Source organism: Mesorhizobium sp. M2A.F.Ca.ET.039.01.1.1 (assembly GCF_003998035.1).
Lineage (GTDB): Bacteria > Pseudomonadota > Alphaproteobacteria > Rhizobiales > Rhizobiaceae > Mesorhizobium.
Genome location: NZ_RZRY01000028.1, coordinates 1 through 24,372, shown reverse-complemented (window position 1 = coordinate 24,372; position 24,372 = coordinate 1). Strand labels below are relative to the sequence as shown.

The 24,372-nt window shown below is 64.9% G+C and carries 23 protein-coding genes; 14 read left to right on the top strand and 9 right to left on the bottom strand.

Annotation, left to right across the window (positions count from 1 at the left end):
• The 3 genes from EOA24_RS04735 to iolG all read left to right on the top strand — a co-directional run.
• Positions 1–750 (top strand): ABC transporter permease (locus EOA24_RS04735; protein WP_133374461.1); only part of this gene is annotated, 750 nt, incomplete at its 5' end.
• Positions 750–1,568: an ATP-binding cassette domain-containing protein gene (locus EOA24_RS04730; RefSeq protein WP_127249770.1), complete on the top strand. Its 819-nt coding sequence runs from the start codon at positions 750–752 to the stop codon at positions 1,566–1,568. The genes EOA24_RS04735 and EOA24_RS04730, both read left to right, overlap by 1 nt.
• A gap of 20 nt (positions 1,569–1,588) precedes the next feature.
• Positions 1,589–2,581 carry an inositol 2-dehydrogenase gene (gene iolG / locus EOA24_RS04725; protein WP_126080061.1) on the top strand — a complete coding sequence of 331 codons (993 nt, stop codon included), beginning with the start codon at positions 1,589–1,591 and terminating at the stop codon, positions 2,579–2,581.
• Positions 2,582–2,595: 14 nt separating this feature from the next.
• Here the strand turns inward: iolG and EOA24_RS04720 are convergent, their stop codons facing one another.
• Positions 2,596–3,705: a Gfo/Idh/MocA family oxidoreductase gene (locus tag EOA24_RS04720; protein ID WP_126080062.1), complete on the bottom strand. Its 1,110-nt coding sequence runs from the start codon at positions 3,703–3,705 to the stop codon at positions 2,596–2,598.
• Between the two features lie 158 nt (positions 3,706–3,863).
• Between EOA24_RS04720 and EOA24_RS04715 the strand changes: the two genes are divergently transcribed.
• From EOA24_RS04715 to phnN, 9 genes are all read left to right on the top strand, one after another.
• On the top strand, positions 3,864–4,709 hold the full coding sequence (locus EOA24_RS04715) for a MurR/RpiR family transcriptional regulator (RefSeq protein WP_126083614.1): 846 nt from the start codon (positions 3,864–3,866) through the stop codon (positions 4,707–4,709).
• 155 nt (positions 4,710–4,864) lie between these two features.
• Positions 4,865–6,799 (top strand): 5-dehydro-2-deoxygluconokinase, encoded by a 1,935-nt coding sequence (gene iolC / locus EOA24_RS04710; protein WP_126080063.1) that lies wholly within the window; start codon positions 4,865–4,867, stop codon positions 6,797–6,799.
• A 51-nt stretch (positions 6,800–6,850) separates the two neighbouring features.
• Positions 6,851–8,701: a 3D-(3,5/4)-trihydroxycyclohexane-1,2-dione acylhydrolase (decyclizing) gene (gene iolD, locus EOA24_RS04705; protein WP_126080064.1), complete on the top strand. Its 1,851-nt coding sequence runs from the start codon at positions 6,851–6,853 to the stop codon at positions 8,699–8,701.
• A gap of 150 nt (positions 8,702–8,851) precedes the next feature.
• Positions 8,852–9,766, top strand: a complete 915-nt coding sequence (gene iolE / locus EOA24_RS04700) for a myo-inosose-2 dehydratase (RefSeq protein WP_126080065.1) — start codon at positions 8,852–8,854, stop codon at positions 9,764–9,766.
• 64 nt (positions 9,767–9,830) lie between these two features.
• Entirely contained in the window at positions 9,831–10,043 is a 213-nt protein-coding gene (locus tag EOA24_RS04695; RefSeq protein ID WP_126080066.1) for a DUF3329 domain-containing protein, read from the top strand.
• 380 nt (positions 10,044–10,423) lie between these two features.
• Complete coding sequence (gene iolB, locus EOA24_RS04690; protein ID WP_127409646.1) at positions 10,424–11,236, top strand: 5-deoxy-glucuronate isomerase; 813 nt, start codon at positions 10,424–10,426, stop codon at positions 11,234–11,236.
• Positions 11,237–11,468: 232 nt separating this feature from the next.
• Complete coding sequence (locus EOA24_RS04685; RefSeq protein WP_126080068.1) at positions 11,469–12,176, top strand: DUF1045 domain-containing protein; 708 nt, start codon at positions 11,469–11,471, stop codon at positions 12,174–12,176.
• A gap of 36 nt (positions 12,177–12,212) precedes the next feature.
• Complete coding sequence (locus EOA24_RS04680) at positions 12,213–13,352, top strand: alpha-D-ribose 1-methylphosphonate 5-triphosphate diphosphatase (protein ID WP_126080069.1); 1,140 nt, start codon at positions 12,213–12,215, stop codon at positions 13,350–13,352.
• Complete coding sequence (phnN, locus tag EOA24_RS04675; protein WP_189353862.1) at positions 13,349–13,975, top strand: phosphonate metabolism protein/1,5-bisphosphokinase (PRPP-forming) PhnN; 627 nt, start codon at positions 13,349–13,351, stop codon at positions 13,973–13,975. The genes EOA24_RS04680 and phnN overlap by 4 nt, the downstream gene beginning before the upstream one ends.
• A gap of 180 nt (positions 13,976–14,155) precedes the next feature.
• Here the strand turns inward: phnN and EOA24_RS04670 are convergent, their stop codons facing one another.
• From EOA24_RS04670 to EOA24_RS04640, 7 genes are all read right to left on the bottom strand, one after another.
• The gene (locus EOA24_RS04670) at positions 14,156–14,971 is read right to left on the bottom strand and encodes an ATP-binding cassette domain-containing protein (protein WP_126080070.1); all 816 of its coding nucleotides are present in this window, start codon (positions 14,969–14,971) and stop codon (positions 14,156–14,158) included.
• Positions 14,971–15,702: an ABC transporter permease gene (locus EOA24_RS04665; protein ID WP_245467297.1), complete on the bottom strand. Its 732-nt coding sequence runs from the start codon at positions 15,700–15,702 to the stop codon at positions 14,971–14,973. The genes EOA24_RS04670 and EOA24_RS04665 overlap by 1 nt, the downstream gene beginning before the upstream one ends.
• 7 nt (positions 15,703–15,709) lie before the next feature.
• Positions 15,710–16,456 carry an ABC transporter permease subunit gene (locus EOA24_RS04660; RefSeq protein ID WP_245463128.1) on the bottom strand — a complete coding sequence of 249 codons (747 nt, stop codon included), beginning with the start codon at positions 16,454–16,456 and terminating at the stop codon, positions 15,710–15,712.
• Positions 16,457–16,532: 76 nt separating this feature from the next.
• A complete protein-coding gene (locus EOA24_RS04655; RefSeq protein WP_245467298.1) occupies positions 16,533–17,375 on the bottom strand; it encodes a transporter substrate-binding domain-containing protein in 843 nt (280 codons plus the stop codon).
• A 182-nt stretch (positions 17,376–17,557) separates the two neighbouring features.
• Positions 17,558–18,553, bottom strand: coding sequence for an ABC transporter permease (locus EOA24_RS04650; RefSeq protein ID WP_126080072.1), 996 nt, complete (start codon positions 18,551–18,553; stop codon positions 17,558–17,560).
• Entirely contained in the window at positions 18,550–20,115 is a 1,566-nt protein-coding gene (locus EOA24_RS04645) for a sugar ABC transporter ATP-binding protein (protein WP_126080073.1), read from the bottom strand. The genes EOA24_RS04650 and EOA24_RS04645 overlap by 4 nt, the downstream gene beginning before the upstream one ends.
• 106 nt (positions 20,116–20,221) lie before the next feature.
• Entirely contained in the window at positions 20,222–21,184 is a 963-nt protein-coding gene (locus EOA24_RS04640; protein ID WP_126080074.1) for a sugar-binding protein, read from the bottom strand.
• 623 nt (positions 21,185–21,807) lie between these two features.
• Here EOA24_RS04640 and EOA24_RS04635 point away from each other — a divergent pair.
• Together EOA24_RS04635 and EOA24_RS04630 are read left to right on the top strand one after the other, a co-directional pair.
• Positions 21,808–22,920, top strand: coding sequence for a LacI family DNA-binding transcriptional regulator (locus EOA24_RS04635; protein ID WP_189341992.1), 1,113 nt, complete (start codon positions 21,808–21,810; stop codon positions 22,918–22,920).
• A gap of 104 nt (positions 22,921–23,024) precedes the next feature.
• On the top strand, positions 23,025–23,825 hold the full coding sequence (locus EOA24_RS04630) for a class I SAM-dependent methyltransferase (RefSeq protein WP_126080075.1): 801 nt from the start codon (positions 23,025–23,027) through the stop codon (positions 23,823–23,825).
• Between the two features lie 14 nt (positions 23,826–23,839).
• Here EOA24_RS04630 and EOA24_RS04625 read toward each other — a convergent pair.
• The coding region (locus EOA24_RS04625) for a YafY family protein (RefSeq protein ID WP_133374460.1) at positions 23,840–24,372 on the bottom strand (533 nt) is incomplete at its 5' end.

The following is a 24,372-nucleotide window of genomic DNA, read 5'->3' as shown; positions in this document are numbered from 1 at the left end:
ATCATCGTCGGCGCGCTGAACGGCATCCTTGTGGTGCGCACCAGGCTGCCCTCCTTCATCGTCACGCTGGCCGGCCTGTTCATCCTGCGCGGGCTGACGCTCGCCATCACGCGCACCGTCACCGGGCGCACGCAGATCCCCTACATCACCGACGGCCAGGAAGGCGGCTTCGTCGTCTGGCTGTTCGGCGGCAAGTTCGGCGGGCCGGTCTTCGCCTGGCTTGCAGCGCATGGCGTGATCGCCGCGCGTCCCGACGGCTCGCCGATGGTGCAGGGCCTGTCCATGTCGATCCTGTGGTGGGTGGCGGTGACCGCCTTCGCCACCTGGCTGCTGATCAAGACGCGCTTCGGCAACTGGGTGTTCGCCGTCGGCGGCGACGACCGGGCGGCGCGCAATGTCGGCGTGCCGGTCGACCGGGTGAAGATCCTGCTGTTCATCGGCACGGCGCTGTCGGCGACGCTGTTCGCCGTCATCCAGGTGCTGGAGGCAGGCTCGGCCGATACGCTGCGCGGCACGCAGAAGGAATTCCAGGCGATCATCGCCGCGGTGATCGGCGGCTGCCTGCTCACCGGCGGCTACGGCTCGGCGATCGGCGCCATGTTCGGCGCGCTGATCTTCGGCACGGTGGAGATGGGCATCTTCTACACCGGCATTGACACCGACTGGTTCCAGGGCTTCCTCGGCTCGATGCTTTTGATCGCGGTGCTGGTCAACAATTACGTACGCCGCAAGGCGACGGAGGCGCGCTGATGACTGACGCCGTTCCGCTCATCGAACTGCGCAACGTCACCCGCCGCTTCGGCTCGGTGACGGCGCTGCGCGACATGTCGTTCGCCGCGCATGCCAGCGAGGTGCACTGCCTGCTCGGCGACAATGGCGCCGGCAAGTCGACGCTGATCAAGACGCTGTCGGGCGTGCACACGCCGAGCGAAGGCCAGATGTATGTCGACGGCAAGCCGGTGACCTTCACCTCGCCGCGCCAGGCGCTCGACGCCGGCATCGCCACGGTCTTCCAAGACCTGTCGATGATCCCGCTGATGAGCATCACGCGCAATTTCTTCCTTGGCCGCGAACCGGTGAAGGGCTGGGGGCCGGCCAGGCGTATCGACATGAAGACGGCCGACGCGATCGTCTATGACCAGCTCGGCAAGATCGGCATCAATGTGCGCGACCCGCAGCAGGCTGTCGGCACGCTTTCCGGCGGCGAGCGGCAATGCGTGGCGATCGCGCGCGCCGTCTATCACGGCGCCAGGGTGCTGATCCTCGACGAGCCGACCTCGGCGCTCGGGGTGCACCAGGCCTCGATCGTGCTGCGCTATGTGGCGCAGGCGCGCCAGCGCGGGCTCGCCGTCATCTTCATCACCCACAACATCCATCACGCCTATCCGATCGGCGATGTCTTCACCATGCTCAACCGCGGCCGCTCGCTCGGCACGTTCCGCAAGGGCGACATCAGCGAGAAGGAGGTGCTGGACATGATGGCCGGCGGCCGCGAGATCCGCGAATTGCAGCAGGAGCTGGAGCGCTTCACCAAGCCGGGATCCGGCGCGGAAGCGGTCACCTCCTGAAAGACTGAAAAGAGAGAAAAATGATCGACGCCGCATTGTTCGGCGCCGGGCTGATCGGCTCGGTGCATGCGAAAAATCTTGCCCGCCATCCGGATGTGCACCTGCGCACCATCGTGGACCCGCGCCGCGACGCGGCCGAGCGGATCGCGGCCGGCACAGGCGCCGAGATCGCCGATACCGCGACGGTGATTAACGACCCGTCGATCAAGGCGGTGGTGATCGCGTCGGCCACCCGCACGCATGCCGAGCTGATCATCGAAGCCGCCGCCAAGGGCAAGGCGATCTTCTGCGAGAAGCCGATCGACCTCGACATCGCCAGCACGGACCAGTGCCTGGCTGCCGTGGAGAAGGCCGGCGTGCCGCTGCAGATCGGTTTCAACCGGCGCTTCGATCCGTCCTTCGCCGCTGTCAAGAAAAGGATCGACGCCGGCGAGATTGGCGCGGTCGAGCAGGTGATCATCACCAGCCGCGACCCTGAGCCGGAAACCGAGGAAGCGCTGGCCGGCGGCGGCGGCGTGTTCCGCGAGATGACCATCCATGATTTCGACATGGCGCGCTTTCTGCTCGGCGAGGAGCCGGTGGAGCTCTTCGCCACCGGCTCCTCGCTGGTCGAGTCCTACTACGCCAGGCTCGGCGACTACGACACGGCGATGTTCATCCTGCGCACGGCGTCCGGCCGGCAGTGCCACATCAACAACAGCGTGCGCGCCGTCTATGGCTACGACCAGCGCATCGAGGTGCATGGCGCGAAGGGCATGCTGCAGGCCGGCAACCGCACGCCGACCTCGGTCAGCCTCAGCGGCGAGAGCGGGATCGCGGCCGACCGGCCGCTCTATTTCTTCGTCGAGCGCTATGCCGAATCCTACGAGGCCGAGCTCGACCATTTCATCCAGTCGGTCGCCGCGGGCCGGACGCCGGCGGTCGGCGCGGCGGACGGACGCAAGGCGATGATCCTATGCGAAGCCGCCCTTGCCTCGGCGAAATCCGGCCGATTCGAGCCTGTCCGGTTCTGACACGTTTGCCTGGCCTACCTCACATCGACCCAGCGCTGCTCCTGGAAGGAGCGCGCCATGGCATGCACGGTGCGCTCGATCTCCAGCCCCTCGTCGAAGTCGATGATGCGGGCCGGCTTGCCGGCGATGCGCATCAAAAGCTCGCGGCATTCGATCATCTTGAGGTCGTTGAAGCCGAGGCCATGGCCGGGCGCCGGCAGGAAGGAATCGTAGGGCTTGTGATGCGGCGCCACCAGGATGGTGCGGTAGCCCTGCTCGGTCGGCCGGTCGGCGGTGAGGTAGAGCTGGAACTCGTTCATCCGCTCCTGGTCGTAGAGGATCGAACCCTTCGAGCCGAATATCTGGATGGCGATGCGGCCCTTGCGGCCCCAGGCCGAGCGGTTGACCAGCAGCGTGCCGGCGACACCGTTTTCGAGATGCATGAGCACGCTGGCGATATCATAGGTCTCGACCGCGCGGCGGGCGCCCGAAGCGGTCTTGCGGTCGGCATAGGGTTTGGCCATGTCGCACATGACGCGCGAAACGCGGCCGAACAGTACCTTGATCAGCGACAGCGGATGGACGGCGAAATCGTCGAGCGCGCCGTAACCGGACGAAGCCTCGTGCTTCCAGAAGAACAGCGCTTCCGGGTCGGCCATGAAGTCCTCGTCCATCTCGATACGCACAAGGTTGATGTCGCCGATGATCTTTTCCTCGAGCAGCGCGCCGATATGGCGGATGGCGGGGTTCTGGATGTAGTTGTAGCCGAGCCCGGCGACCCTGCCGGATTTCCTGGCCGCGGCCGCCATGGTCTCGGCCTCGGCGAAACTCGGCGCCATCGGCTTCTCGCACCACAGATGCTTGCCGGCTTCGAGGATGGCGATCGCCATCTCGGGATGGAACTGGTTCGGCGTGGTCAGCGAGACGACATCGACCTCCGGATCGTTGACCACGGCGCGCCAGTCCCCGGAGCCCTTGGCGAAGCCGAACTCGCCGGCCTTGCGCCGGGCCAACTCGTCATTCACCTCGCCCAGATGCACCAGTTTCGGCTTGTCGACATCGGGAAAGACGGTGCTCACCGCGTTCCAGGCGATGGCGTGGCACTTGCCCATGAAGCCCGTGCCGATGAGGCCCACTCCGACCATGTCGATTGTCTCCGAGACGAAGGAAATACTGGTGTGGATTGATTAGTCCATTTTGGCTGCGAATGGAACATACAAATCATTTTTTATGGTGTTCTTGCGCGAACTCGCTATGATGAGGCAGGAGAGGGACAGACCTTATGGGCGCGGACGGAGTGACGATGGACGAACGGGTGCCTCGCGATTTCGAAACGCTGCGCGCGACGATCCTGGACAGGCGCGCGAGCCTGCCCAAGCGCATCGCGCAGATCGCCGCCTATGCGCTCGACAACCCCGACGATATCGCCTTCGGCACGGCGGCGAGCATCGCCGCCTCGGCCGGCGTCCAGCCCTCGACGCTGATCCGTTTTGCCCAGCAGCTCGGCTTCGACGGCTTCACCAGCCTGCAGCAGGTTTTCCGCGAGCGGCTGCGCGAGCGCAACTCCTCCTATGACGAAAGGCTGGCGGCGCTGCGTGCCAAGGCGGAGGAAGGCGCCGGCCACCGGGCAATCTTCGACGGCTTCGTCGCCGCCGCCAGCACCTCACTCAGCGACATTTCGCGTGCGTTGAACGACGCGCATTTCGAAGAGGCGATCGCACTCCTGGCGAAAGCCGAGACCATTTATGTGCTGGCCAAGCGCCGTTCCTATCCGGTCGCCGCCTACATCGCCTATGCGCTCGGCAAGCTCAAAATCCGCAACCAGCTGGTAGAATCGGCCGCGGGGCTCAATGCCGAGATGATCGGCTTCGCCACGCCGCGCGACGCCGTCATCGCCATCAGCTTCTCGCCTTACGCGCCGGCGACCATCGAGGAGACGCGCGCGATCGCAGAAGAGGGCGTGCCGATCGTGGCGATCACCGACTCGTCCTTCTCGCCGCTGGCGCAGTTCGCCAAGGTCTGGTTCGAGGTCGCCGAGGCCGATTTCGGCGGTTTCCGCTCGATCTCGGCGACGATGGCGCTGGCCATGGCGCTGACCGTTGCCGTCGGCGAAAAGCGCCGCGAAGCCGGGCGCCGGCGTAAGGGCTGAACCCTGCCGGCGGAGTGCTTTTCGGCATGGGAACGCTCATTCCATATTGACTGCTGATTGGAATTAATATTTCATATTGGCGACATCACGCCGTCGCTGGCGCGCGCTGTCCAAAACGACGCTGCTCTGCACAACAAGGCCGATGGGAGGTTCGAATGGGCGAAGCCGTGGAAGGGAAATACCCGCCGCTCGACGTCATCACCATCGGCCGCGCCTCGGTCGATCTCTACGGCCAGCAGATTGGCTCGCGGCTGGAGGACATCACCTCTTTCGCCAAGTCGGTCGGCGGCTGCCCGGCCAATATTTCCGTCGGCACGGCAAGGCTCGGCCTGCGTTCGGCGCTGCTCACGCGCGTCGGCGACGAGCAGATGGGCCGCTTCATCCGCGAACAGCTTCGGCGCGAGGGCGTCTCCGTTGACGGGTTGAAGACCGACAAGGAACGGCTGACGGCGCTGGTGCTGCTTTCGGTCGAGAGCGAAGGCGTCTCGCCGATGATTTTCTACCGCTCCGACTGCGCCGACATGGCGCTGGCCGAAGAGGATATCGACGAGGCCTTCATTGCCTCGGCGCGCTCCGTCGTCGTCACCGGCACGCATTTCTCGCGGCCGAATTCCGATGCCGCGCAGCGCAAGGCGATCCGGCTGATGAAGGCCCGAGGCGGCAAGGTAGTCTTCGACATCGACTATCGCCCGAACCTCTGGGGCCTTGCCGGCCATGCCGAAGGTTTCGAGCGTTATGTCAAATCCGACCGTGTCTCAGCGCAGCTGAAGACGGTGCTTCCGGACTGCGATCTCATTGTCGGCACCGAGGAGGAGATCATGATCGCTTCCGGAGCCGACGACTGTCTGAGCGCGCTGAAGACGATCCGTGCGCTTTCCTCGGCCACCATCGTGCTGAAGCGCGGCGCCAAGGGCTGCATCGTCTATGACGGCCCGATCAGCGACGACCTCGAGGACGGCATCGTCGGCAAGGGTTTCCCGATCGAGATCTACAATGTGCTGGGCGCCGGCGACGCCTTCATGTCCGGCTTCCTGCGCGGCTGGCTGGGCGGCGAAAGCTTTGCCACCGCAGCCACCTGGGCCAATGCCTGCGGCGCCTTTGCGGTGTCGCGCCTGCTCTGCGCGCCGGAATATCCGACCTTCGAGGAGCTGCAGTTCTTCCTGAAGAACGGCAGCAAGCACCTGGCGCTACGCAAGGACGAGGCGATCAACCACATCCATTGGGCAACGACACGCAGGCGCGACATTCCTTCGCTGATGGCGCTGGCCTGCGACCATCGCGTGCAGCTGGAGGATGTCGCGGCCAGGGTGGGCGCCGATCAATCGCGCATTCCGGACTTCAAGGTGCTGACGGTCAAGGCGGCGGCAAAAGTCGCCGCCGGCCGCGACGGCTACGGCATGCTGATCGACGAGAAATACGGCCGCGACGCGATGTTCGAATTCGCTCGCCATCCTTTCGCCTGGCTCGGCCGTCCGGTCGAGCTGCCCGGATCGCGGCCGCTGCGCTTCGAATTCTCGCAGGATATCGGCTCGCAACTCACCGAATGGCCGGTCGACCATTGCATCAAATGCCTGTGCTTCTATCACCCGGACGATCCGGAAACGCTCAAAGTCGAGCAGCAGCAGAAGCTGCGCGCGCTGTTCGAGGCGGCGCGGAAAGTCGGCCGCGAACTGCTGGTCGAGATCATCGCCGGTAAGCATGGCAAGCTCGACGACACCACCATTCCGCGCGCGCTGGAGGAACTCTATGCGCTGGGCATCAAGCCCGACTGGTGGAAGCTCGAGCCGCAAGCTTCCGCAGGCGCCTGGGCGAAGATAGAACAGGTGATCGTCAGGAACGACCCATGGTGCCGCGGCGTCGTGCTGCTGGGGCTGGAAGCGCCGCAGGACGAGCTGGTCGCGGCCTTTGCGGCAACGGCCAATGCGCCGATCGTGAAAGGATTTGCCGTCGGTCGCACCATCTTCATCAACGCCGCCGAACAATGGTTGGCGGGCCGGATGTCGGATGACGAGGCCATCGCCGACATGGCGTCCCGTTTCGAACAGTTGACCGAAGCGTGGCTTGCCGCGCGCGGCCGTAAAGCAGCATAAGAAACGGGCAGCATAAGAAAACGGCGTCAACGAAAGCCGGAGGAAACGACAATGACGAAGACCGTTCGCCTGACGATGGCGCAGGCACTGACCCGCTTTCTCAGCCGGCAAATGACCGAGCTCGACGGCAAGACGGTGCCGATCTTCGGCGGCGTGTGGGCAATCTTCGGCCATGGCAATGTCGCCGGCATCGGCGAGGCGCTCTACCAGGTGCGCGACGAACTGCCGACCTTCCGCGCCCATAACGAGCAGGCGATGGCGCATGCGGCGATCGCCTATGGCAAGGCGAATTTCCGCCGCCGCTTCATGGCCGCGACCTCTTCGATCGGCCCCGGCGCGCTGAACATGGTGACCGCGGCGGCGCTGGCGCATGTGAACCGGCTGCCCGTCCTGTTCCTGCCCGGCGATGTGTTCGCCAACCGCCTGCCCGACCCGGTGCTGCAGCAGGCGGAGGATTTCTCCGACGGCACGGCGAGCGTCAACGACTGCTTCCGGCCCGTGTCGCGCTATTTCGATCGCATCACGCGGCCGGAGCAGATCATCCCGGCGCTCAACCGCGCGATGCAGGTGCTGACCGATCCAGCCGAATGCGGCCCGGTGACGCTGTCGCTCTGCCAGGACGTGCAGGCCGAGGCCTATGATTATCCGGAAAGCCTGTTCGCCGAACGGATCTGGACGCCACGGCGGCTGCGCCCCGACCGCAACGAGCTTGCGGCCGCCGTCGCGGCGCTGAAAGGGGCGAAGAAGCCGCTGGTGATCGCCGGCGGCGGCGTGCTCTATTCGCAGGCTTCCGATGAACTGGCGAAGCTGGTGCAGGGCGCCGGCATCCCGGTCTGCGAGACCCAGGGCGGCAAGTCCTCGCTGCCTGACGATCATCCGCTCAACATGGCGGCGGTCGGCGTGACCGGCACCTCGGCCGCCAACCGGCTGGCGGAGGAGGCCGACGTCGTGCTCGCCGTCGGCACCAGGCTGCAGGATTTCACGACCGGTTCCTGGGCGCTGTTCAAGAATGCCGGCCGCACCATCATCGGGCTGAACACGCAAGTCTTTGATGCGGGCAAGCACTGGGCGCTGCCGCTGGTCGCCGACGCCGGCGAAGGGCTTTCCGAACTGGCCGCGGCGCTGAAGGGCTGGACGGCGCCCGCCGCCTGGACCGACAATGCACTGAAGGGCAAGACGGAGTGGCAGGCCGCCGCCGCCAAGGTGACGGCTTCGACCAACGCCGCCTACCCTTCCGATGCGCAGGTGATCGGCGCCGTGCAGCGCGCCATGGGCTCGGGCGTGACGCTGCTGAATGCGTCTGGCGGCCTGCCGGGAGAACTGCACAAACTCTGGCAGGCGGGCGCTCCCGGCTCGTATCATGGGGAATACGGCTTCTCGACCATGGGTTACGAGATCGCCGGCGGGCTCGGCGCCAAGATGGCCAAGCCTGATCAGGAGGTCGTCGTCATGGTCGGCGACGGCTCCTATCTGATGATGAATTCCGAGATCGCCACCTCGGTGATGCTTGGCCTGAAGCTCACCATCGTGCTGCTCGACAATCGCGGCTATGGCTGCATCAACCGGCTGCAGATGGCGACCGGCGGCGCCAACTTCAACAATCTCTTGAAGGACGCGCGCCACGAGGTGCTGCCCGATGTCGATTTCGCCGCGCATGCCGCAAGCATGGGTGCCATCGCCGAGAAGGTGGCGTCGATCGCCGAGCTGGAAACGGCGCTGGCCAAGGCGAAGAAGAACGACAGGACGACCGTTCTGGTCATAGACACCGATCCGCTGGTTTCGACCGAGGCCGGCGGCCACTGGTGGGACGTCGCCGTGCCGGAGGTCTCGGCGCGACGCGAAGTGAACGCAGCGCGCAAAGTCTACGAAGAAAAGCGTCAAATGCAGAAGATCGGAGATTGAAGCTGACAGCGCAGATCCCCTACCTCCCCCTTGTGGGGAGGTCGGACCGAAGGTCCGGGTGGGGGTCGGCGCTGCCCCCTCCCCGCTGCTTCGCAGCGACCCTCACCACAAAGGGGGAGGGTAGGAACGAACCGACATTGGAGTGACGACTTGAAAGCCAAACTGGGCATGTCTCCCATCGCATGGTGGAACGACGATCTCGTGGAACTGAGCGACGACGTGTCGCTGGAGGAGTGCCTGCGCCAGTCGCGCTCGGCCGGCTTCACCGGCATGGAGATGGGCCGCCGCTTCCCCAACGATCCCAAGGTGATGCTGCCGATCCTGAAGGAGGCCGACGTCACCCTTTGCGGCGGCTGGTTCTCCGGCACGCTGGTCAACGAGGACCTGGCGAAGAACAAGGACCGCATCCAGCCTATGATCGACCTGTTCAAGGCGGTCGACGCGCCCTGCATCGTTTATGGCGAGGTCGGCCGTTCGATCCAGGGCGACCGCTCGAAGCCTTTGGCCACCAAGCCAAAACTTTCGGACGACGAGATGAAGGCCTATGGCCGGCGCGTCACCGAATTCGGCGAATGGTGCGCGGAGCAGGGCATGCCGCTTTCCTACCACCATCACATGGCCGCTGTGGTCGAGACCGAGCCGGAGCTCGATGCCTTCATGCGCAACTCCGGCGAAGGCATCCCGCTTTTGCTCGACGCCGGCCATCTCGCCTTTGCCGGCGGCGATGTGCTGCGCGCCATCGACAACCATTACAAGCGCATCAACCATGTCCATCTGAAGGATGTGCGCATGGGTGTGATCGAGGGGCTCGACCGCTCCAAACAGTCCTTCCTCGATGCCGTGGCGCTCGGCGCCTTCACCGTGCCGGGCGACGGCTCGCTCGATTTCGGCGCCATCGTTCAGCGTTTCGCCGATTATGGCTATGAAGGCTGGTTCGTCGTGGAAGCCGAACAGGATCCTAAGAAGAACCCGCCGCTCAAGATGGCCCAGGTCGGCCACAAGGAGCTGATGCGAGTGATGACAGCCGCCGGCTACACGGTGGAGACGCAAGGGTTTCCGGCCTGAACGGTGGATCTGGTCCAGCGCCCGGTTTATCCGTTGCGCTTTGGGCAAATCCTGGATTGGCGTGATGAAAGACTATGAGCATCCCTTCTTCCGGCCGTTGTGGCGACGCATCGCCGTCGTCGCGGTCTGCCTGATCTGGTCGGCGATCGAGTTCGCCTCCGGCACGCCGTTCTGGGGCATCATCGCGCTCGGCTTCGCCGGCTATGCGGTGTGGCAGTTTTTCTATCTCTACAAGCCGGCGGAGGAGGCGAAGCCTCCGGCCGAGCCGAAGGAATGAGGCGGAAGCCATGGCGCGGACGTTTTTGCGGATCGGGTGCTGCGTGCGTCATAGATCGCATACGTCGGCGATTGGCCGGAACGCACCTCGCTTCGTCATCCTAGGGCGGAGCAAGGAGCGCAGCGACGCAGCGCAGGCCTAGGATCCATGCCATGACTTTGAAGTGTTGCAACGGTGCAGAATTCTGCTCCGCTGGCATTCCACGTCTGAGGTAACGGCATGGATCCTAGGGTCTCCGCGACGGAGCTTCGCTCCTGCTTCGCCCTAGGATGACGAAGTTTAGAGGCCACGGCCAACACCGAAGGTTTGCGCCGGATTCCTCAGCTGGTGAAATCTCTGGGTCGCCAGCCCGCTGAGCGAACAAGGACAGGAGAGACAAAATGTCGAAACTCATCGTCAAGGCCGACAGGGGCCACGGCCATGTCGCGCATGTCACGCCGCAAAGCGCCGGCTGGACCTATGTCGGGTTCGACCTGCATCGGCTGAAGGTGGGCGAGACGGCGTCCGGCAAGACGGGCGACCGCGAGGTTTGCCTGGTCTTCGTTACCGGCAAGGGCAAGGCGACCGCCGGCGGCAAGGATCTCGGCCTGCTCGGCGAGCGCATGTCGCCTTTCGAAGGCAAGCCGTGGTCGGTCTATGTGCCGCAAGGCACCGAATGGTCGGTGACCGCCGACACCGAGCTGGAACTCGCCGTCTGCTCGGCGCCGGGCCTCGGCGGCGGCCTGCCGGTGCGCGTCATCGGGCCGGACGATCTCGGCCAGGAGGTACGTGGCAAGGGCACCAACACGCGCTACGTCACCAACATCCTGCCCGAGGGCAAGCCGGCGGATTCGCTGCTGGTGGTCGAGGTCATCACGCCCGGCGGCCACACGTCCAGCTACCCGCCGCACAAGCACGACCAGGACAATCTGCCGGCCGAATCCTACCTGGAAGAGACCTACTATCACCGCCTCAACCCGCCGCAGGGTTTTGCCTTCCAGCGCGTCTACACCGACGCCGACCGCAACGGCGTGCGCGAGCTGGACGAGGCCATGGCGATCGAGGACGGCGATGTCGTGCTGGTGCCGAAGGGCTATCACCCCTGCGCGGCCTGCCACGGCTACGACCTCTATTATCTCAACGTCATGGCCGGACCGAAGCGGAGGTGGAAATTCCACAACGCGGCCGAGCACGAATGGCTGATGAAGGCCTGACCGCGCATTGGTCCAGCCCGGAAAAATCGTCGGCTAACGAGCTTGCGGCTGGACTTGCCTTCGAAAACCCATGAAAGCTTCGTCAATCCGTCATGGAAATCACCTATGGCAGCGGTTCCGGTGCATGTCGCCGCAAACGCCTTGGCGTTTTGGGACCCACGACTTGCCAAGACAATGACTTGAAGCGCGTCGCATGATCCTTCGGGCGCGGCGCGCTTGACGAGGAACGCCGATGCGATACGCCATCTACTACACACCGGAACAGGACGAGAAGCTGGCGCGCATTGCCGCCAACTGGCTGGGCCGTGACCCATTCGGGGCGGCGACGCGGCCGGTGGAGGCCGTCGGCGATCTGTCTGCCGCGGAAGTCGCCTTCCACACCGCCTCGGCCAGGCGCTACGGGTTCCATGCGACGCTGAAGGCGCCATTCCGGCTGGCGCCGAACGAGACCGAAGCCTCGCTGCGGGCCGCGCTCGACGCTTTCGCCGAGGCGACGCCGCCTGTCGTCATCCCGCGTCTGGTCGTCGGGCAGATCGACGGCTTCTTCGCGCTGGTGCCGGAAACGCGGTTCGCGCCGCTCAACGACTTCGCCGGCGAGGTGGTGCGCGCCTTCGACAGTTTCCGGGCGCCGCTGACCGAGGCCGAGATCGAGCGACGCAGCCCCGATGCGCTGAAGCCGGACGAGTTCCGCAACCTCTGCCAATGGGGCTATCCTTACGTCTTCGACACGTTCCGCTTCCACATGACGCTGTCGGGGCGCGTCGGGCCGGAGGAGAGCCCGCGTCTTCGCGCGGCGATCGACGGCCTGTTCGCCGACGTGCTGCGGCAGCCGGTGCCGGTCGATGCGCTGACCTTGTTCGTCGAAAGCGAGCCTGGCGCCCCGTTCATGGTGCTTTCGCACCACGCGCTTGGCCGTGGCCAGGCCCGCAAGACAGCTTGATTTGATTGCCGACCGCTCGAGATAGGACCGCCTGAGATGACCGCCGAAACCGTTCTCACCAATACCCGCATCGTGCTGCCCGACGAGATCGTCGAGGGCTCGCTTCTGTTGCGCGACGGCCTGATCGCCGCCGTCGAGCCGGGCGCTGCCCGCACCGGCGAGGATATGGGCGGCGACTACATCATCCCGGGCCTCGTCGAGCTGCACACCGATCACCTCGAAGGGCATTACGCGCCACGCCCGAAAGTGCGCTGGAACCCGATCGCCGCCGTGCTTGCCCATGATGCCCAGGTGGCGACCGCCGGCATCACCACCGTGCTCGACGCCCTGCGCGTCGGCATGGACGAGGACGCCGACCTGAAATCCGACGATGTGCGCAAGCTGGCCGATGCGATCGAAGATAGCGTGCGCCAGGATCGGCTCAGGGCCGACCATTTCATCCATTTGCGCTGCGAGGTCTCGGCGCCGGACTGCCTCGAGGCTTTCGCCAATTTCGAGACTGACGACAGGGTGAAGCTCGCCTCGCTGATGGATCACGCGCCCGGACAGCGCCAGTTCGTCAATCTCGAGACCTATGCCTATTACTACCAGCGCAAGCTGAAGCTGACCGACCGCGACTTCCAGAAATTCTGCGAGAAGCGAATGGCGGAATCGGCCCGCAATTCCGGCCCGAACCGGGTTTTCATCTCGGCCGCCTGCCGCGAGCGCGGCATCGTGCTGGCCAGCCATGACGATGCAACCGCCGGCCATGTCGACGAGGCGATCGAGCAGGGCGTGCGCGTCGCCGAGTTCCCGACGACGGAAGAAGCGGCCAAGGCCTCCAAGGCGGCGGGTCTCGGCGTGCTGATGGGTGCGCCGAACGTCATGCGCGGCGCCTCGCATTCCGGCAATGTCTCGGCGCGCACGCTTGCCGCCGACGGCCTGCTCGACATCCTGTCGTCCGACTACATCCCCTTCAGCCTGATCCAGTCGGCCTTCTTCCTCGGCGATGTCGTCGAAGGGATTTCGCTGCCCCAGGCTGTAGCGATGGTCTCGAAGAACCCGGCCGAAGCGGTCGGCCTCGCCGACCGCGGCGTCATCGAGCCTGGCCGCCGCGCCGATCTGGTGCGCGTGCGCGTCGACGACCATGTGCCGGTCGTGCGCACCGTGTGGCGCCAGGGCCGCCGGGTCGCATGATGGTCTCGGCCCTCATCGAGCGCGAGCTGGCCGATAGCCTGCCGATCCGCAACGGCGTCTTCGTCGCGGTGGTCGGCCCGAGCGGTGCCGGCAAGGATACGGTGATCGGCTACGCCAAGCAGCGTTTTGCCGGTGAGACGCGGCTGGAAATCGTGCGCCGCGTCATCACCCGGCCAAGTGACACCGCAAGCGAGGATCACGACACGCTGGCGGATGCCGCCTTCGCGGAAGCCGAGGCAGACGGCGCCTTCTCGCTGTGCTGGGACGCGCACGGCCTGCGCTACGGCCTGCCGGCCGATGTCGACTGGGCCGTGGCGAACGGCCATGTCGCCGTGGCGAATGTCTCCCGCGCGGTCATCCCGGCGCTGCGCGAACGCTACGCCAACCTGGCCGTGGTCGAGATCACCGCCACGCCGGAGATCCTCGCCGAGCGGCTGGCGGCGCGCGGCCGCGAATCGCGCGGCGAAGTGCTTGCCCGCCTGGCGCGCAGCGCCAGCGTCAAGCTGACCGGGCCGGACGTCACCTCGATCGACAACAGCGGCGACAAGGAGCTCGCCGGCGAACGCTTCGCCGAGGTGCTGCGCAAGGCGATGGCGTTTTCCGGTCTGTCGGACATGATTTAAGCGCCTTCCCTTCTCCCCCTTGTGGGAGCAGGTGGCTGCGAAGCGGCCGGATGAAGGGTGCTGGAAGGAATGAAGCGCTGGCGGTTGGGCACAACGGTGCTGCCAGGCGAACGCCATTGCCCAGCTGGAACACCCCTCATCCGTCTCGGCGCTTCGCGCCGATCCGAGAAGGAGAGGCGCCTACTTGTTGAAGTTGGCGATGAACTGCTTGAACTGCGGCGTCGGCGGCCTGGCGAACATCTCCTTCGGCTCGCCGACCGAATCCACCTCGCCCTTGTGCAGGAACATCACCTTGCTCGACACGTCGCGGGCGAAGCCCATTTCGTGGGTGACGACGAGCATGGTGCGCCCTTCCTCGGCAAGCGAGCGCATGACGCGCAGCACCTCGCCGACCAGTTCCGGATCGAGCGCCGATGTCGGCTCGTCGAACAGCATCACCTTGGGGTTCATCGCCAGGGCGCGGGCAATTGCCGCGCGCTGCTGCTGGCCGCCCGACATATGCGGCGGATAGTAGTTGCGGCGCTCCCATATGCCGACGCGCTTCAGCAAGGCCTCGGCCTGCTCCAGGCACTCGGCGCGCGGCCGCTTCAAAACATGCGTCGGCGCGGCGACGAGGTTTTCCAGCACGGTCATGTGCGACCAGAGATTGAAGCTCTGGAAGACCATGGCGAGGTTGGCGCGAATCCGTTCCACCTGGCGGATGTCGGCCGGCATCTGATGGCCGTCGCGGCTTCGCTTCATCTTGATCAGCTCGCCGTCGACCCGCACCTCGCCGGAGTCAGGGGTCTCCAGCAGGTTGATGCAGCGAAGCATCGTGCTCTTGCCGGACCCGGAGGAGCCGAGGATGGAAATCACGTCGCCCTTGTGGGCTTCCAGCGAAATGCCCTTGAGCACCTCGTGATCGCCAAAGCATTTGCGCAGGTCCTTGACGCTGATGGCAGGCGTCACTCCGGAGGACGGTGCTGCTTTCGCGGCAGCGGCGACATTTGCCGACATCACAACACCTCCGGTACGGGTTTGATTTGCTGACTCTGCTCGGGCGGCGGCCGCAGATGCGGCGACAGCCGGTATTCGACCCAGGCGAACAGCCGGGCGATCGACAGGTTGAGCAGCAGGTAGATCACGCCGGCGCAGGTCAGCACCTCGATCGGCCGGAACGTGTCGTGCTGGATCTTCTGCGCCGTTCCCATCATCTCCATGATCGTGACCACCGAGGCGAGCGCGGTCGCCTTGGTCATCAGGATGATTTCGGTCGAATAGGCCGGCAGAGCGAGCCGCAGCGCGATCGGGAGCGTGACGAGGCGGAAACGGGTGAAGGCCGACATGCCGAACGCCTTGGCCGCCTCGATCTGTCCGACCGGCACCGCCCGCAGCGCGCCGCGGAATATCTCGCTCTCATAGGCGGCCGTGTTCAAGGCCATAGCGACGATCGTGCAATACATCGGATCGCGCAGGATCGGCCACAGGATCGAGCTGTGGCGGACGAAGTCGAACTGGGAGAGGCCGAAATAGATCAAATAGAGCTGCACCAGAAGCGGCGAGCCACGGAAGATGAAGACATAGGCGCGGGTGAAATATTCGCCCAATCTGTAGCCGGAAGCCCGCAGCCAGGTCAGGCCGGTGGCGATGATCAGCCCGAAGGCGATGCCGAAGAACCAGATCTCGAGCGTCAGCGGCAGCGCCTTCAGCACGCTCCACATGGTGGGAAGGTAGAAGTCGAGATCCACCGCCACCTCACTTCGGCCGCGTGAAACTGCGCGAGGTGTAACGCTCGGCCTTTTCGAAGATCGGCGTCGAGATCGAGGTCATCACCAGGTAAAGGATGCCAGCGACCGTGTAGAAAAGCAGCGAATGATGCGTCGAACGCGCGGCCTTGTTCGCGGTGAGCATCAGCTCCGCGACGCCGGTGACCGAGATCAGCGCCGAATCCTTGATGGTCAATTGCCAGACATTGCCCAGCCCCGGCACGGCGAGGCGCAGCACCTGGGGCACGATCACGAGGCGAAACCGCAGCCAGGCCGACATGCCGTAGGCGCGCGCCGCCTCCAGCTCGCCGCGGTGGATCGCCAGGAACGAGCCGCGAAAAACCTCGGCCTGGTAGGCGCCGGAAATGATGCCGACCGCAAGCACGCCGCCGAGGAAGCTCGGCATGTTCAGGATGTCGGTCGAGCCGATCGATCCGGTCGACCGCGCCACACCGGTCAGCACCTGCGTGCCGCCATAGTAGAACAGGTAGATGATCAGAAGTTCCGGTTCGCCGCGGAAGACGGTGGTGTAGCTCTCGCCGATGAACCTCAATCCGCCGCGATGCGAGAGCTTGGCCGCAGCCACCAGTGAGCCCAGCGCAGCACCAATCAGCATCGAGACGACGGTGACGGCGAGCGTCCAGGCGATGCCCCAGAGCAGTTGCACGCCCCAGCCGGCGGCCAGCAGCTCATAGGCCGTCGAAAACTGCGCCTGCAGATCGTTGAGAAACTCCACGTACGCCTTCCTTCCCGGCGACGGTTCCTTGTCTCAGTGCAAAACGGGAGCAGCCTTGGCTGCTCCCGTTGCGACATCACTTGGTAATGTCGATCTTGAACCACTGCATGGAGTATTTTGACACCGAGCCGTCGTCGAGCGCGGCCTTGAGTGCCTTGTTGTAAATGTCCTGCAGGTCCTTGTCGCTCTTGCGGAAGGCGGCGCCGATGCCCGGCCCGAGGATCGGACCACCCTTGAATTGCGGCCCGACGAATTCCAGGTCCTTGGCGTCGGGCTTGGCCAGCGTGCCGAGGAAATAGGTGGTGTCGGCGAAGGCCACGTCGATGCGGCCCGCCATCAGGTCGAGGTCGTGCTCGTCGGTGGTCTTGTATTCATGGACGTTGGCGACGTCCTTCAGATATTTGTCGGCGAAGGTCGCCTCGGTGGTCGAGACCTGCAGGCCGACATTCTTGCCGGTGAGCTCCTTGCGCAGCGTGTCGAGCGCCGCCTTGGATTCGGCGTCGTCCTTCGACAAATCGATCATCTTGCCTTTGTTGGACAGGTTGGCCAGCGGGCCGTTCTTGTCGGCCAGGAAGGCCACCGGCGACGAGGCATAAGGGATCGAGAAGTCGATCGTTTTCATGCGCTCCTCGGTGATCGACATGCCGTCCATGACGATGTCGAACTTGCCTGCGGTGAGGCCCGGAATGACGCCGTCCCAATCCTGCGCGACGATGTTGCATTCGAGCTTGGCGCGGGCGCAGACATCGTTGAGGATATCCACCTCAAAGCCGACGATCTTGCCGCTGGCATCGGTCTGATTCCAGGGGGCATAGGAGCCCTCCATGGCGACGGAAACGGTCTTCCAGTCCTTGGCCAGTGCCGGGGTCGAGCAGGTCAACGCCAGCGCCGCGAGCGCGATCCAACCTGATGATGTCACTGTAGTTACTCCCATTTTTGTTCTTGGAATGCTCAGATACCAACTGCTTAGCCCAGCCCCGATTCGCCGACAAGGGCTGTTTTCCGGTTCACGGGTTGTTGCAATTCGTCGACGAATCCGCACGCGCCCGGCGTCTCATCCGCGAGCATCGATCCAATCAGGCCGTTGTCCGAAGAGCGAGATTACTCCGCCGGCGCGCCGGCAACGTTCTGGCGCGTCGCTTCGATCATGCGGCGCCGGGCGCGGAAGACGCCCCATTGCTGGTCGACCAGCACGCCGATCAGGATGACGCCGCCCATTACCGCGAAATTGAGCGATGAGGGGATGCCGAGCAGGTTGACGAGGTTCTGCAGTTCCTGCAGCAGCACAGTTCCGAGCAGGACTCCGACCAGCGAGCCCTCGCCGCCGCGCAGCGAGAAGCCGCCGAGCACCGCCGCGGCGATGGCGTAGAGTTCATAGAACTGGCCGTGGCTCGCCGGCGAGATCGAGCGCGTGTACATGGCGAAATAGATCGCCGACAGCGCCGTCAGCACGCCGCAGATGACATAGGCCGCGATGATGATCCGGCCGGTGCGGATGCCGGAATATTTCGCCGCCTCCTCGTTCTTGCCGATGGCGTAGAGATAGCGGCCGAACACCGAGCGGTGCAGCACCACCCACATGACAATGGCAATGACGATCAGTGCGATGAAGGAGTTCGGCAAGCCGTAGGAGCGGCCCGCGGTCAGGAATTCGAGCGTCGGGAAATTCTGCCCGAAGGCAAAGCCCGCCGTACCATCGGCGGTGTAGAAACGCGCCACGCCGCGATAGATCAAGAGGCCGCACAGCGTCACCACGAAGGGCTGCAATTTCAGCCTTGTGATCAGCCAGCCATGCACGAAGCCGATGACGGCGCCGAGCACGATGATCACCACGAAGGCCAGCGGCCAGTCCAGTTCGCGGACAGCGATGAAGTCGATGAACAGGGTGCCGAGCAGCGCGATCAGCGAGCCGACCGACAATTCGATGCCGCCGGTGATGATGACGAAGGCCTGACCGATCGACAGGATGCCGAACAGCGCGACGAGGTTGGAGGTGTTGGCGAGATTGATCGCCGACAGGAAGCGCGGATTAATGGCCGTCACCACCGCGCCGACCACCAGGATCAGGATCAGCAGGCCGAGATCTTTCTTGCTCATTCAACTCCTCCCGCCGCTTGCAGCAGTTTCGGCTTCTTGCCGACCGCCAGCAAGAGCACGTTCTCCTGGCTGAAATCGTCCTTGTCGAGGATGCCGGAGATCTGCCCCTCATGCATGACCGCGATGCGGTCCGAGACGCCGATCACCTCTTCCATGTCGCTGGAGATCATCAGCACCGCGACGCCGGCATCTGCCAGCGCCCGCATCAGTCCGTAGATTTCGGCCTTGGCGCCGATATCGATGCCACGCGTCGGCTCGTCCAGGATCATAACCTTGGGGTTCATCGCCAGCCATTTGGCGAGGACCACCTTCTGCTGGTTGCCGCCCGAAAGCGTGCCTGTGCGGGTCAAGACCGAGGGCGCCTTGATGCCCAGGTTCTTCTTCTGCTTTTCCGCCGTCGCAAGCTCGGCGCCGGCCGAGACCAGCGAACGCCTGGCATGCGCCGGCAGGTTGGGCAGCGAGATGTTCTGGGCGATCGAGAGATCGAGCAATATGCCGGTGAGCTTGCGGTCTTCCGGCACGAGGAAGATGCCGGTCGCTACCGCGTCGGCGGCCGAGCCGACATTGAGCGGCTTGCCGTCGAGCGTGACGCTGCCGCCCAGCCGCTCGTCAATGCCGAACAGCACGCGCGCGAGCTCGGTGCGGCCGGAGCCGACAAGGCCCGCAAGGCCGAGTATCTCCGCGCGCCTCAGCTCGATGCTGACCGGCCGGTCCGGATAGGTGCTGGTGCGGATCGCGTCGGCCGACAGCGCCACACTGCCCGGCGCGCGCGTGGCTTCGCCCGCCTTCTCGCGCTCCTTCAGCATGCGGCCGATCATCAGCCTGACCATCTCGTCGTGATTGATCCGGTCCTTCGCCAGCGTGCCGGCCAGCGTCCCGTCGCGCAGCACCACGACGCGGTCGGCGACGCGCTCGATCTCGTGCAGCCGATGCGAAATGAAGATGACGCTGATGCCTTGCGCCTTCAGCCCCTTGATGACGTCGAGCAGTTTTTCGGTTTCCGCCATCGGCAGGCTGGAGGTCGGCTCGTCGAGGATCACAAGGCGGGCCCTGATCGACAGCGCCTTGGCGATCTCGACCATCTGCTGCTGGGCGAGCGACAGCGACGCGACCGGCGCGTCGGCCGAGAAATTGGCGCCGACACGCTTCAACAGCGGCGCCACCATTTCGCGCAGCCTGGCGCGGTCGACCAGCCTCAACGGCCCGGCCTTCAGCGGCTCGCGGCCGAAGAAGATGTTGGCGGCGACGTCGAGATTTTCGAAGAGATTCAATTCCTGGTGCACGAAAGCGATGCCGGAGCCGATGCTCTGCTCGACGGTCAGCCCGTCATGCGCGACGCCATCGACGGTGATGGTGCCGCTGTCCGGCCGCGTCACGCCGCCGAGGATCTTCATCAGCGTCGATTTGCCGGCGCCGTTTTCGCCGACAAGGCCGATGACCTCGCCGGGCCGGACCTCCATCGAGAACCGGTCCAGCGCGACAACGCCCGGATAGGTCTTGCGCACGGCCTCGAGGCTCAGGAACGGAGCGGTGTCTGGGTGAGTGGTGTCGGTAGAGGTCATCGCGCCTGACAGCAGCCGGTGGGCCACAGACTGACCGGCCTTGGCGGGTCCGTCAATACGAACGCCGGCTCAAGGAATCCCTTGAGCCGGCGCACCTGTCTTGGGCTTACTTGCCCTGCATCGCCTTGAGGTTGGCGGCGTAGGCGTCGACATCATCCTTGCCGATGATCTTGGTCGGGATGATGATCAAGCCGTTGGCCGGGATGCCCGACTTGTCGCCCTTGAGGTAGGAAGCCATCAGCTTCATGCCCTGATAGGCCCATTCGAAGGGCTGCTGCACCACGGTCGCGGCAACAGTGCCTTCCTTGACGCCGCCCAGCGTGATCGGATCGTCGTCGAAGCCGACGACGGTGATCTGGCCGAGCTTGCCGGCGTCGCGCAGCGCTTCATAGATGCGCGGCGTGTTGTAGGAATAGAAGCCGACCATGCAGGTGATGTCTGGGCTGGCAACCAGCGCGTCCTCGACATTCTTCTTGGCGCGCGCCTGGTCGATATCGTCGCCGCGCACGTCGACCAGCTCGATCTTGCTGCCGGCGAGCCCGTCCTTCATGCCCTGGATGCGCTCCTTAGCGTTGTCGGCGCCGAGCAGGCCGACGAAGCCGAGGCACTTGCCGCCGTCCGGCATCGCCTTCTTGGCGATCTCGGCCGCCTGCTTGCCGGCATCGACGTTGGACGAGCCGATATAGGCGACGCGCTTGGTCTGCGGCGCGTCGGAGTCGGTGGTGAACAGCGCGGTTTCGGACGCGATCTTGTTCAGCCCGTCGGTCGAGGTCTTGGGATCGACGGCCGAGACCATGATGCCCTTGACGCCAGCCGTCACCAAGTCATCCATCAGCCGCTGCTGGATGGCGACCGAGGACTGTTCGGGATACTTCAGCTCGAGATTATAGTCGGGCAGTTCGCCCTGCGCCTTCTTAACGCCGGCTTCCGCCGCCTTCCAGAAGTCTGACGCGCCGTTGACGACGAAGGCCAGCGTCGGCTTGTCGTCCGCGCGGGTAACCGCCGTGGCCGCAAGTCCGATGAGCAGGGCCGCCGCGGCGACAGATGCGTTACGGATCATGGATTTCATAGTTCAACCTCCCTTGTAGAACCTGACTGTAGAACTCGTCGCCGATGTCTGGCCGCGGTCCGGACAACCCTCCTCCTCAAGGGTCTGGCGCAAAGGTCCGCCGACTTAAGAACGGTGCCGATCGGGCCGCGGTCGAGACACTAGACACTCATGTGGCGTTCGTAAATAGTCCGATTTGTCCGACATTTCGTGGAAACGGATGCAGGCCCAGACCGGCGATAAAAGCCGGGTTTCGAGCGAGCGTCCCTCGCACCTGCCGCGCCGAACGGATGCCCGGACAGCCACGGCGAGTTGACAGTAGAACGCTTGCCGCTATTAGTAAAGACTATTAGTTATGAAGCCGCGAGGCGCACTTTCGACGCGGAGGAGACGCTGGTCGAAGGACGTGCCGGGAGTAAGGAGGGCGAGCGCTACAAAGTCTGCAGCCGCGCGGAAAATGGCCGAATTGTCAGCATTGCTGACCTTGTCTGACCGGTTTCGTCGCAAAGCGGCGTAGCCAGCGATTTGCATGTCATGCCTGCTAATACATATTAGTTGGCGCATGTCGGTAAACGCAGCGGCCTCGACCATCTTGCCGTTGCCGCCGCCTTTGATTTAGAGCCGGCTGGGTTTGGGAAACGACCATGAGCGAACCGACGGACCTGCGCGATCCTCCCGGGGCTTCCAGGCGCCGCAAGCCGGCGGCCAAGCCGAAGGGGCGCGTGACCATGACCGACATTGCGCGCGCCGCCGGCTGCTCGCAGGCGACGGTCTCGTTCGTGCTCAACAATTCGCCGGGCATCAGGCTGTCGCAGCAGACACGCGACCGGGTGATCGAGGCGGCGCGGGCGCTGGGCTATTCGCCGCCGGTCTTCTCGGCGCTCAGGCCGCCGGTGACGCCGTTCGAGGGCCTGGACGGCGTCATCGGCTTCGCGGTCGACCAGCTCGCCACCAGCCCCGAGGCGGTGGTCGCCATCGAGGGCGCGCGGCAGGCCTCGTGGAACGCCGGCAACGTGCTCTTGGTTGCGCAGACCATGGGCGACGCGGTGATGGAGCCGCGCGCGATTTCAGCGCTGACGCGGCGGGGCATCTCGGCGCTGATCTATATGACCATCTTCACGCGCGAGATCACGGCGCCGGATTTCCTCTACAGCCTCGACATCCCGGTCGTCCTGCTCAACTGCTACACCGCCGACTATGCCTTCCCGGCCGTGGTTCCCTCCGAGATCGCCGGCGGCCAGAGCGCGACAAGGCACCTGATCGCGCATGGCCATCGCCGCATCGCCACCATCACCGGCGAACCGTGGATGCAAGCCGCGCAGGATCGGCTCAAGGGCTACCGTCGTGCCCTCGCTACCGCCGACATCCCCTTCGATCCCGAACTGGTGGTCGAGGGCGACTGGTCGGCCAGCGCCGGCTACGCCGCGACGGTGAAACTGCTTGGACTCAAGGAGCGGCCCACCGCGATCTTCTGCCAGAACGACCGCACCGCGATCGGCTGCTACGAGGCGCTGAAGGAAGCCGGCCTGCATATCCCGCGGGACATCTCCGTGGTCGGCTATGACGACGAGGAGATCGCCCGTCATCTCTTCCCGCCGCTGACCACTTCGATCCTGCCGCATCTGGCGATGGGCCAATGGGCGATCGAGCAGTTGGAAACCCCGCCGACGCCCGGCCGCGGCCGCTATCCCATCACCAAATTGGAGTGCCCGCTGGTGGAGCGGGAGAGCGTGGCGGGCGTGAAATCACCTACATAACCGCCGATCCGGTCGGCTACCTTGCTGCCGATGTTGCAGATTGCCCGGCGACTATGCAGCAGTTGCGCCGTCGTTTAGCTTAAGCTGATGAAAGGGAGGTTCCGATGACGTCCACCTTCACCGTCCATGCAGCATCCGGTTATGAGCAACTCATGGGGCGCTGGAGCCAAAGGCTCGCGCCCAAATTCATCGATTTCGCCGGGCTTGCCCCCGGCGAGACAATCCTGGATGTCGGCTGCGGCACCGGGAGCCTGACCTTCGAGCTGGCGAAATCGGCCGATCTTGCCGAGATCCAGGCCATCGATTTTTCCCCGGTCTTCGTGGCGGCGACGAAGGAGAAAAACACCGATCCGCGCATCACCATCAGCCAGGCCGATGCCACGGCGCTGCCTTTCGCGGACAATGCATTCGACCGCGCGCTGGCGCTGCTGGTGCTGCATTTCGTGCCGGAGGCCGGCAAGGCGGTGGCCGAGATGCGCCGCGTGGTGCGACCAGGCGGCATAGTCGCGGCAGTGGTCTGGGACCATTACGGCGGCATGACCGGGATGCGCATGATGATCGACACTATGGCGGCGCTCAGCGAAAGCGGACGCCAAATGCGCAGCCGCTACTGCTTCCAGCCGATGATGCAGCCGGGCGAGATGAAGCGGACCTTTGTCGAGCAGGGTCTCGTCGAAGTCACCGAGGCCGAGCTGATGATCCGCATGGACTACGCGGATTTCGACGACCTCTGGGCGCCGATCGGCGCCGGAGAAGGCCCGCTCGGCAAATACATCACCACTCTGGATACGGCCGAGCGGCAGCGCGTCGAGGCCGCCATGCGCGATGCCTATCAGGCCGGCCGGCCCGACGGCCCGCGATCCTTCGCCAATGTCGCCTGGGCCTGTCGCGGCATCGTGCCCTGAAGCCAAGGCGCGCGTCAGTTGCCGCCGGTGGCCGCGGCATTGATCTCCCAGCCGTCGACCCAGACCTGCCGCAGCCGGTCGCCCTCGCCCTTGAACCACAGGTTCGTTGGCCGGCAGTCCTCGATGCGGTCGCTGCGGAAATTGCGGATCGCCTGGCGCAACTCGCACCAGGCGACGATGTTGGCGGTCTCGGCATAATAGATCAGCGCGACCGGACGGATGATGCGCTCGCTCGCCCGTCCCGCCTCGTCGCGGTAGGAGAGAGCGAGCTTCTCCTCGTCGCGGATGGCGCGGCGGACCTGCGCAAGGTCGACGGCGGAAGCTGAAGGCGCCGCAAAACCCCAGGCATGAAGCGCATTGGCGTCGAGCGTCTGCCGCAAGGGCGACGGCACGGCGCCGGCGATCTTGGCGCCGACGCGTTTTGCCGCCTGCTTCAGCTCGTCGTCACCGGTGCGTTCGAGCAGCGCCAGCGACAGCACGATCGCTTCCATCTCCTCGATGGAAAACATCAGCGGCGGCAGGTCGAAGCCGGGGCGCAATATGTAGC

What these genes read in the sequence shown, in the direction of transcription:
- EOA24_RS04730 (WP_127249770.1), top strand. Translation starts at nt 750, where the DNA reads ATGACTGACGCCGTTCCGCTCATCGAACTGCGCAACGTCACCCGCCGC.
- iolG (WP_126080061.1), top strand. Translation starts at nt 1,589, where the DNA reads ATGATCGACGCCGCATTGTTCGGCGCCGGGCTGATCGGCTCGGTGCAT.
- EOA24_RS04720 (WP_126080062.1), bottom strand. Translation starts at nt 3,705, where the DNA reads ATGGTCGGAGTGGGCCTCATCGGCACGGGCTTCATGGGCAAGTGCCAC.
- EOA24_RS04715 (WP_126083614.1), top strand. Translation starts at nt 3,864, where the DNA reads ATGGACGAACGGGTGCCTCGCGATTTCGAAACGCTGCGCGCGACGATC.
- iolC (WP_126080063.1), top strand. Translation starts at nt 4,865, where the DNA reads ATGGGCGAAGCCGTGGAAGGGAAATACCCGCCGCTCGACGTCATCACC.
- iolD (WP_126080064.1), top strand. Translation starts at nt 6,851, where the DNA reads ATGACGAAGACCGTTCGCCTGACGATGGCGCAGGCACTGACCCGCTTT.
- EOA24_RS04695 (WP_126080066.1), top strand. Translation starts at nt 9,831, where the DNA reads ATGAAAGACTATGAGCATCCCTTCTTCCGGCCGTTGTGGCGACGCATC.
- iolB (WP_127409646.1), top strand. Translation starts at nt 10,424, where the DNA reads ATGTCGAAACTCATCGTCAAGGCCGACAGGGGCCACGGCCATGTCGCG.
- EOA24_RS04685 (WP_126080068.1), top strand. Translation starts at nt 11,469, where the DNA reads ATGCGATACGCCATCTACTACACACCGGAACAGGACGAGAAGCTGGCG.
- EOA24_RS04680 (WP_126080069.1), top strand. Translation starts at nt 12,213, where the DNA reads ATGACCGCCGAAACCGTTCTCACCAATACCCGCATCGTGCTGCCCGAC.
- phnN (WP_189353862.1), top strand. Translation starts at nt 13,349, where the DNA reads ATGATGGTCTCGGCCCTCATCGAGCGCGAGCTGGCCGATAGCCTGCCG.
- EOA24_RS04670 (WP_126080070.1), bottom strand. Translation starts at nt 14,971, where the DNA reads ATGTCGGCAAATGTCGCCGCTGCCGCGAAAGCAGCACCGTCCTCCGGA.
- EOA24_RS04650 (WP_126080072.1), bottom strand. Translation starts at nt 18,553, where the DNA reads ATGAGCAAGAAAGATCTCGGCCTGCTGATCCTGATCCTGGTGGTCGGC.
- EOA24_RS04645 (WP_126080073.1), bottom strand. Translation starts at nt 20,115, where the DNA reads ATGACCTCTACCGACACCACTCACCCAGACACCGCTCCGTTCCTGAGC.
- EOA24_RS04640 (WP_126080074.1), bottom strand. Translation starts at nt 21,184, where the DNA reads ATGAAATCCATGATCCGTAACGCATCTGTCGCCGCGGCGGCCCTGCTC.
- EOA24_RS04635 (WP_189341992.1), top strand. Translation starts at nt 21,808, where the DNA reads ATGAGCGAACCGACGGACCTGCGCGATCCTCCCGGGGCTTCCAGGCGC.
- EOA24_RS04630 (WP_126080075.1), top strand. Translation starts at nt 23,025, where the DNA reads ATGACGTCCACCTTCACCGTCCATGCAGCATCCGGTTATGAGCAACTC.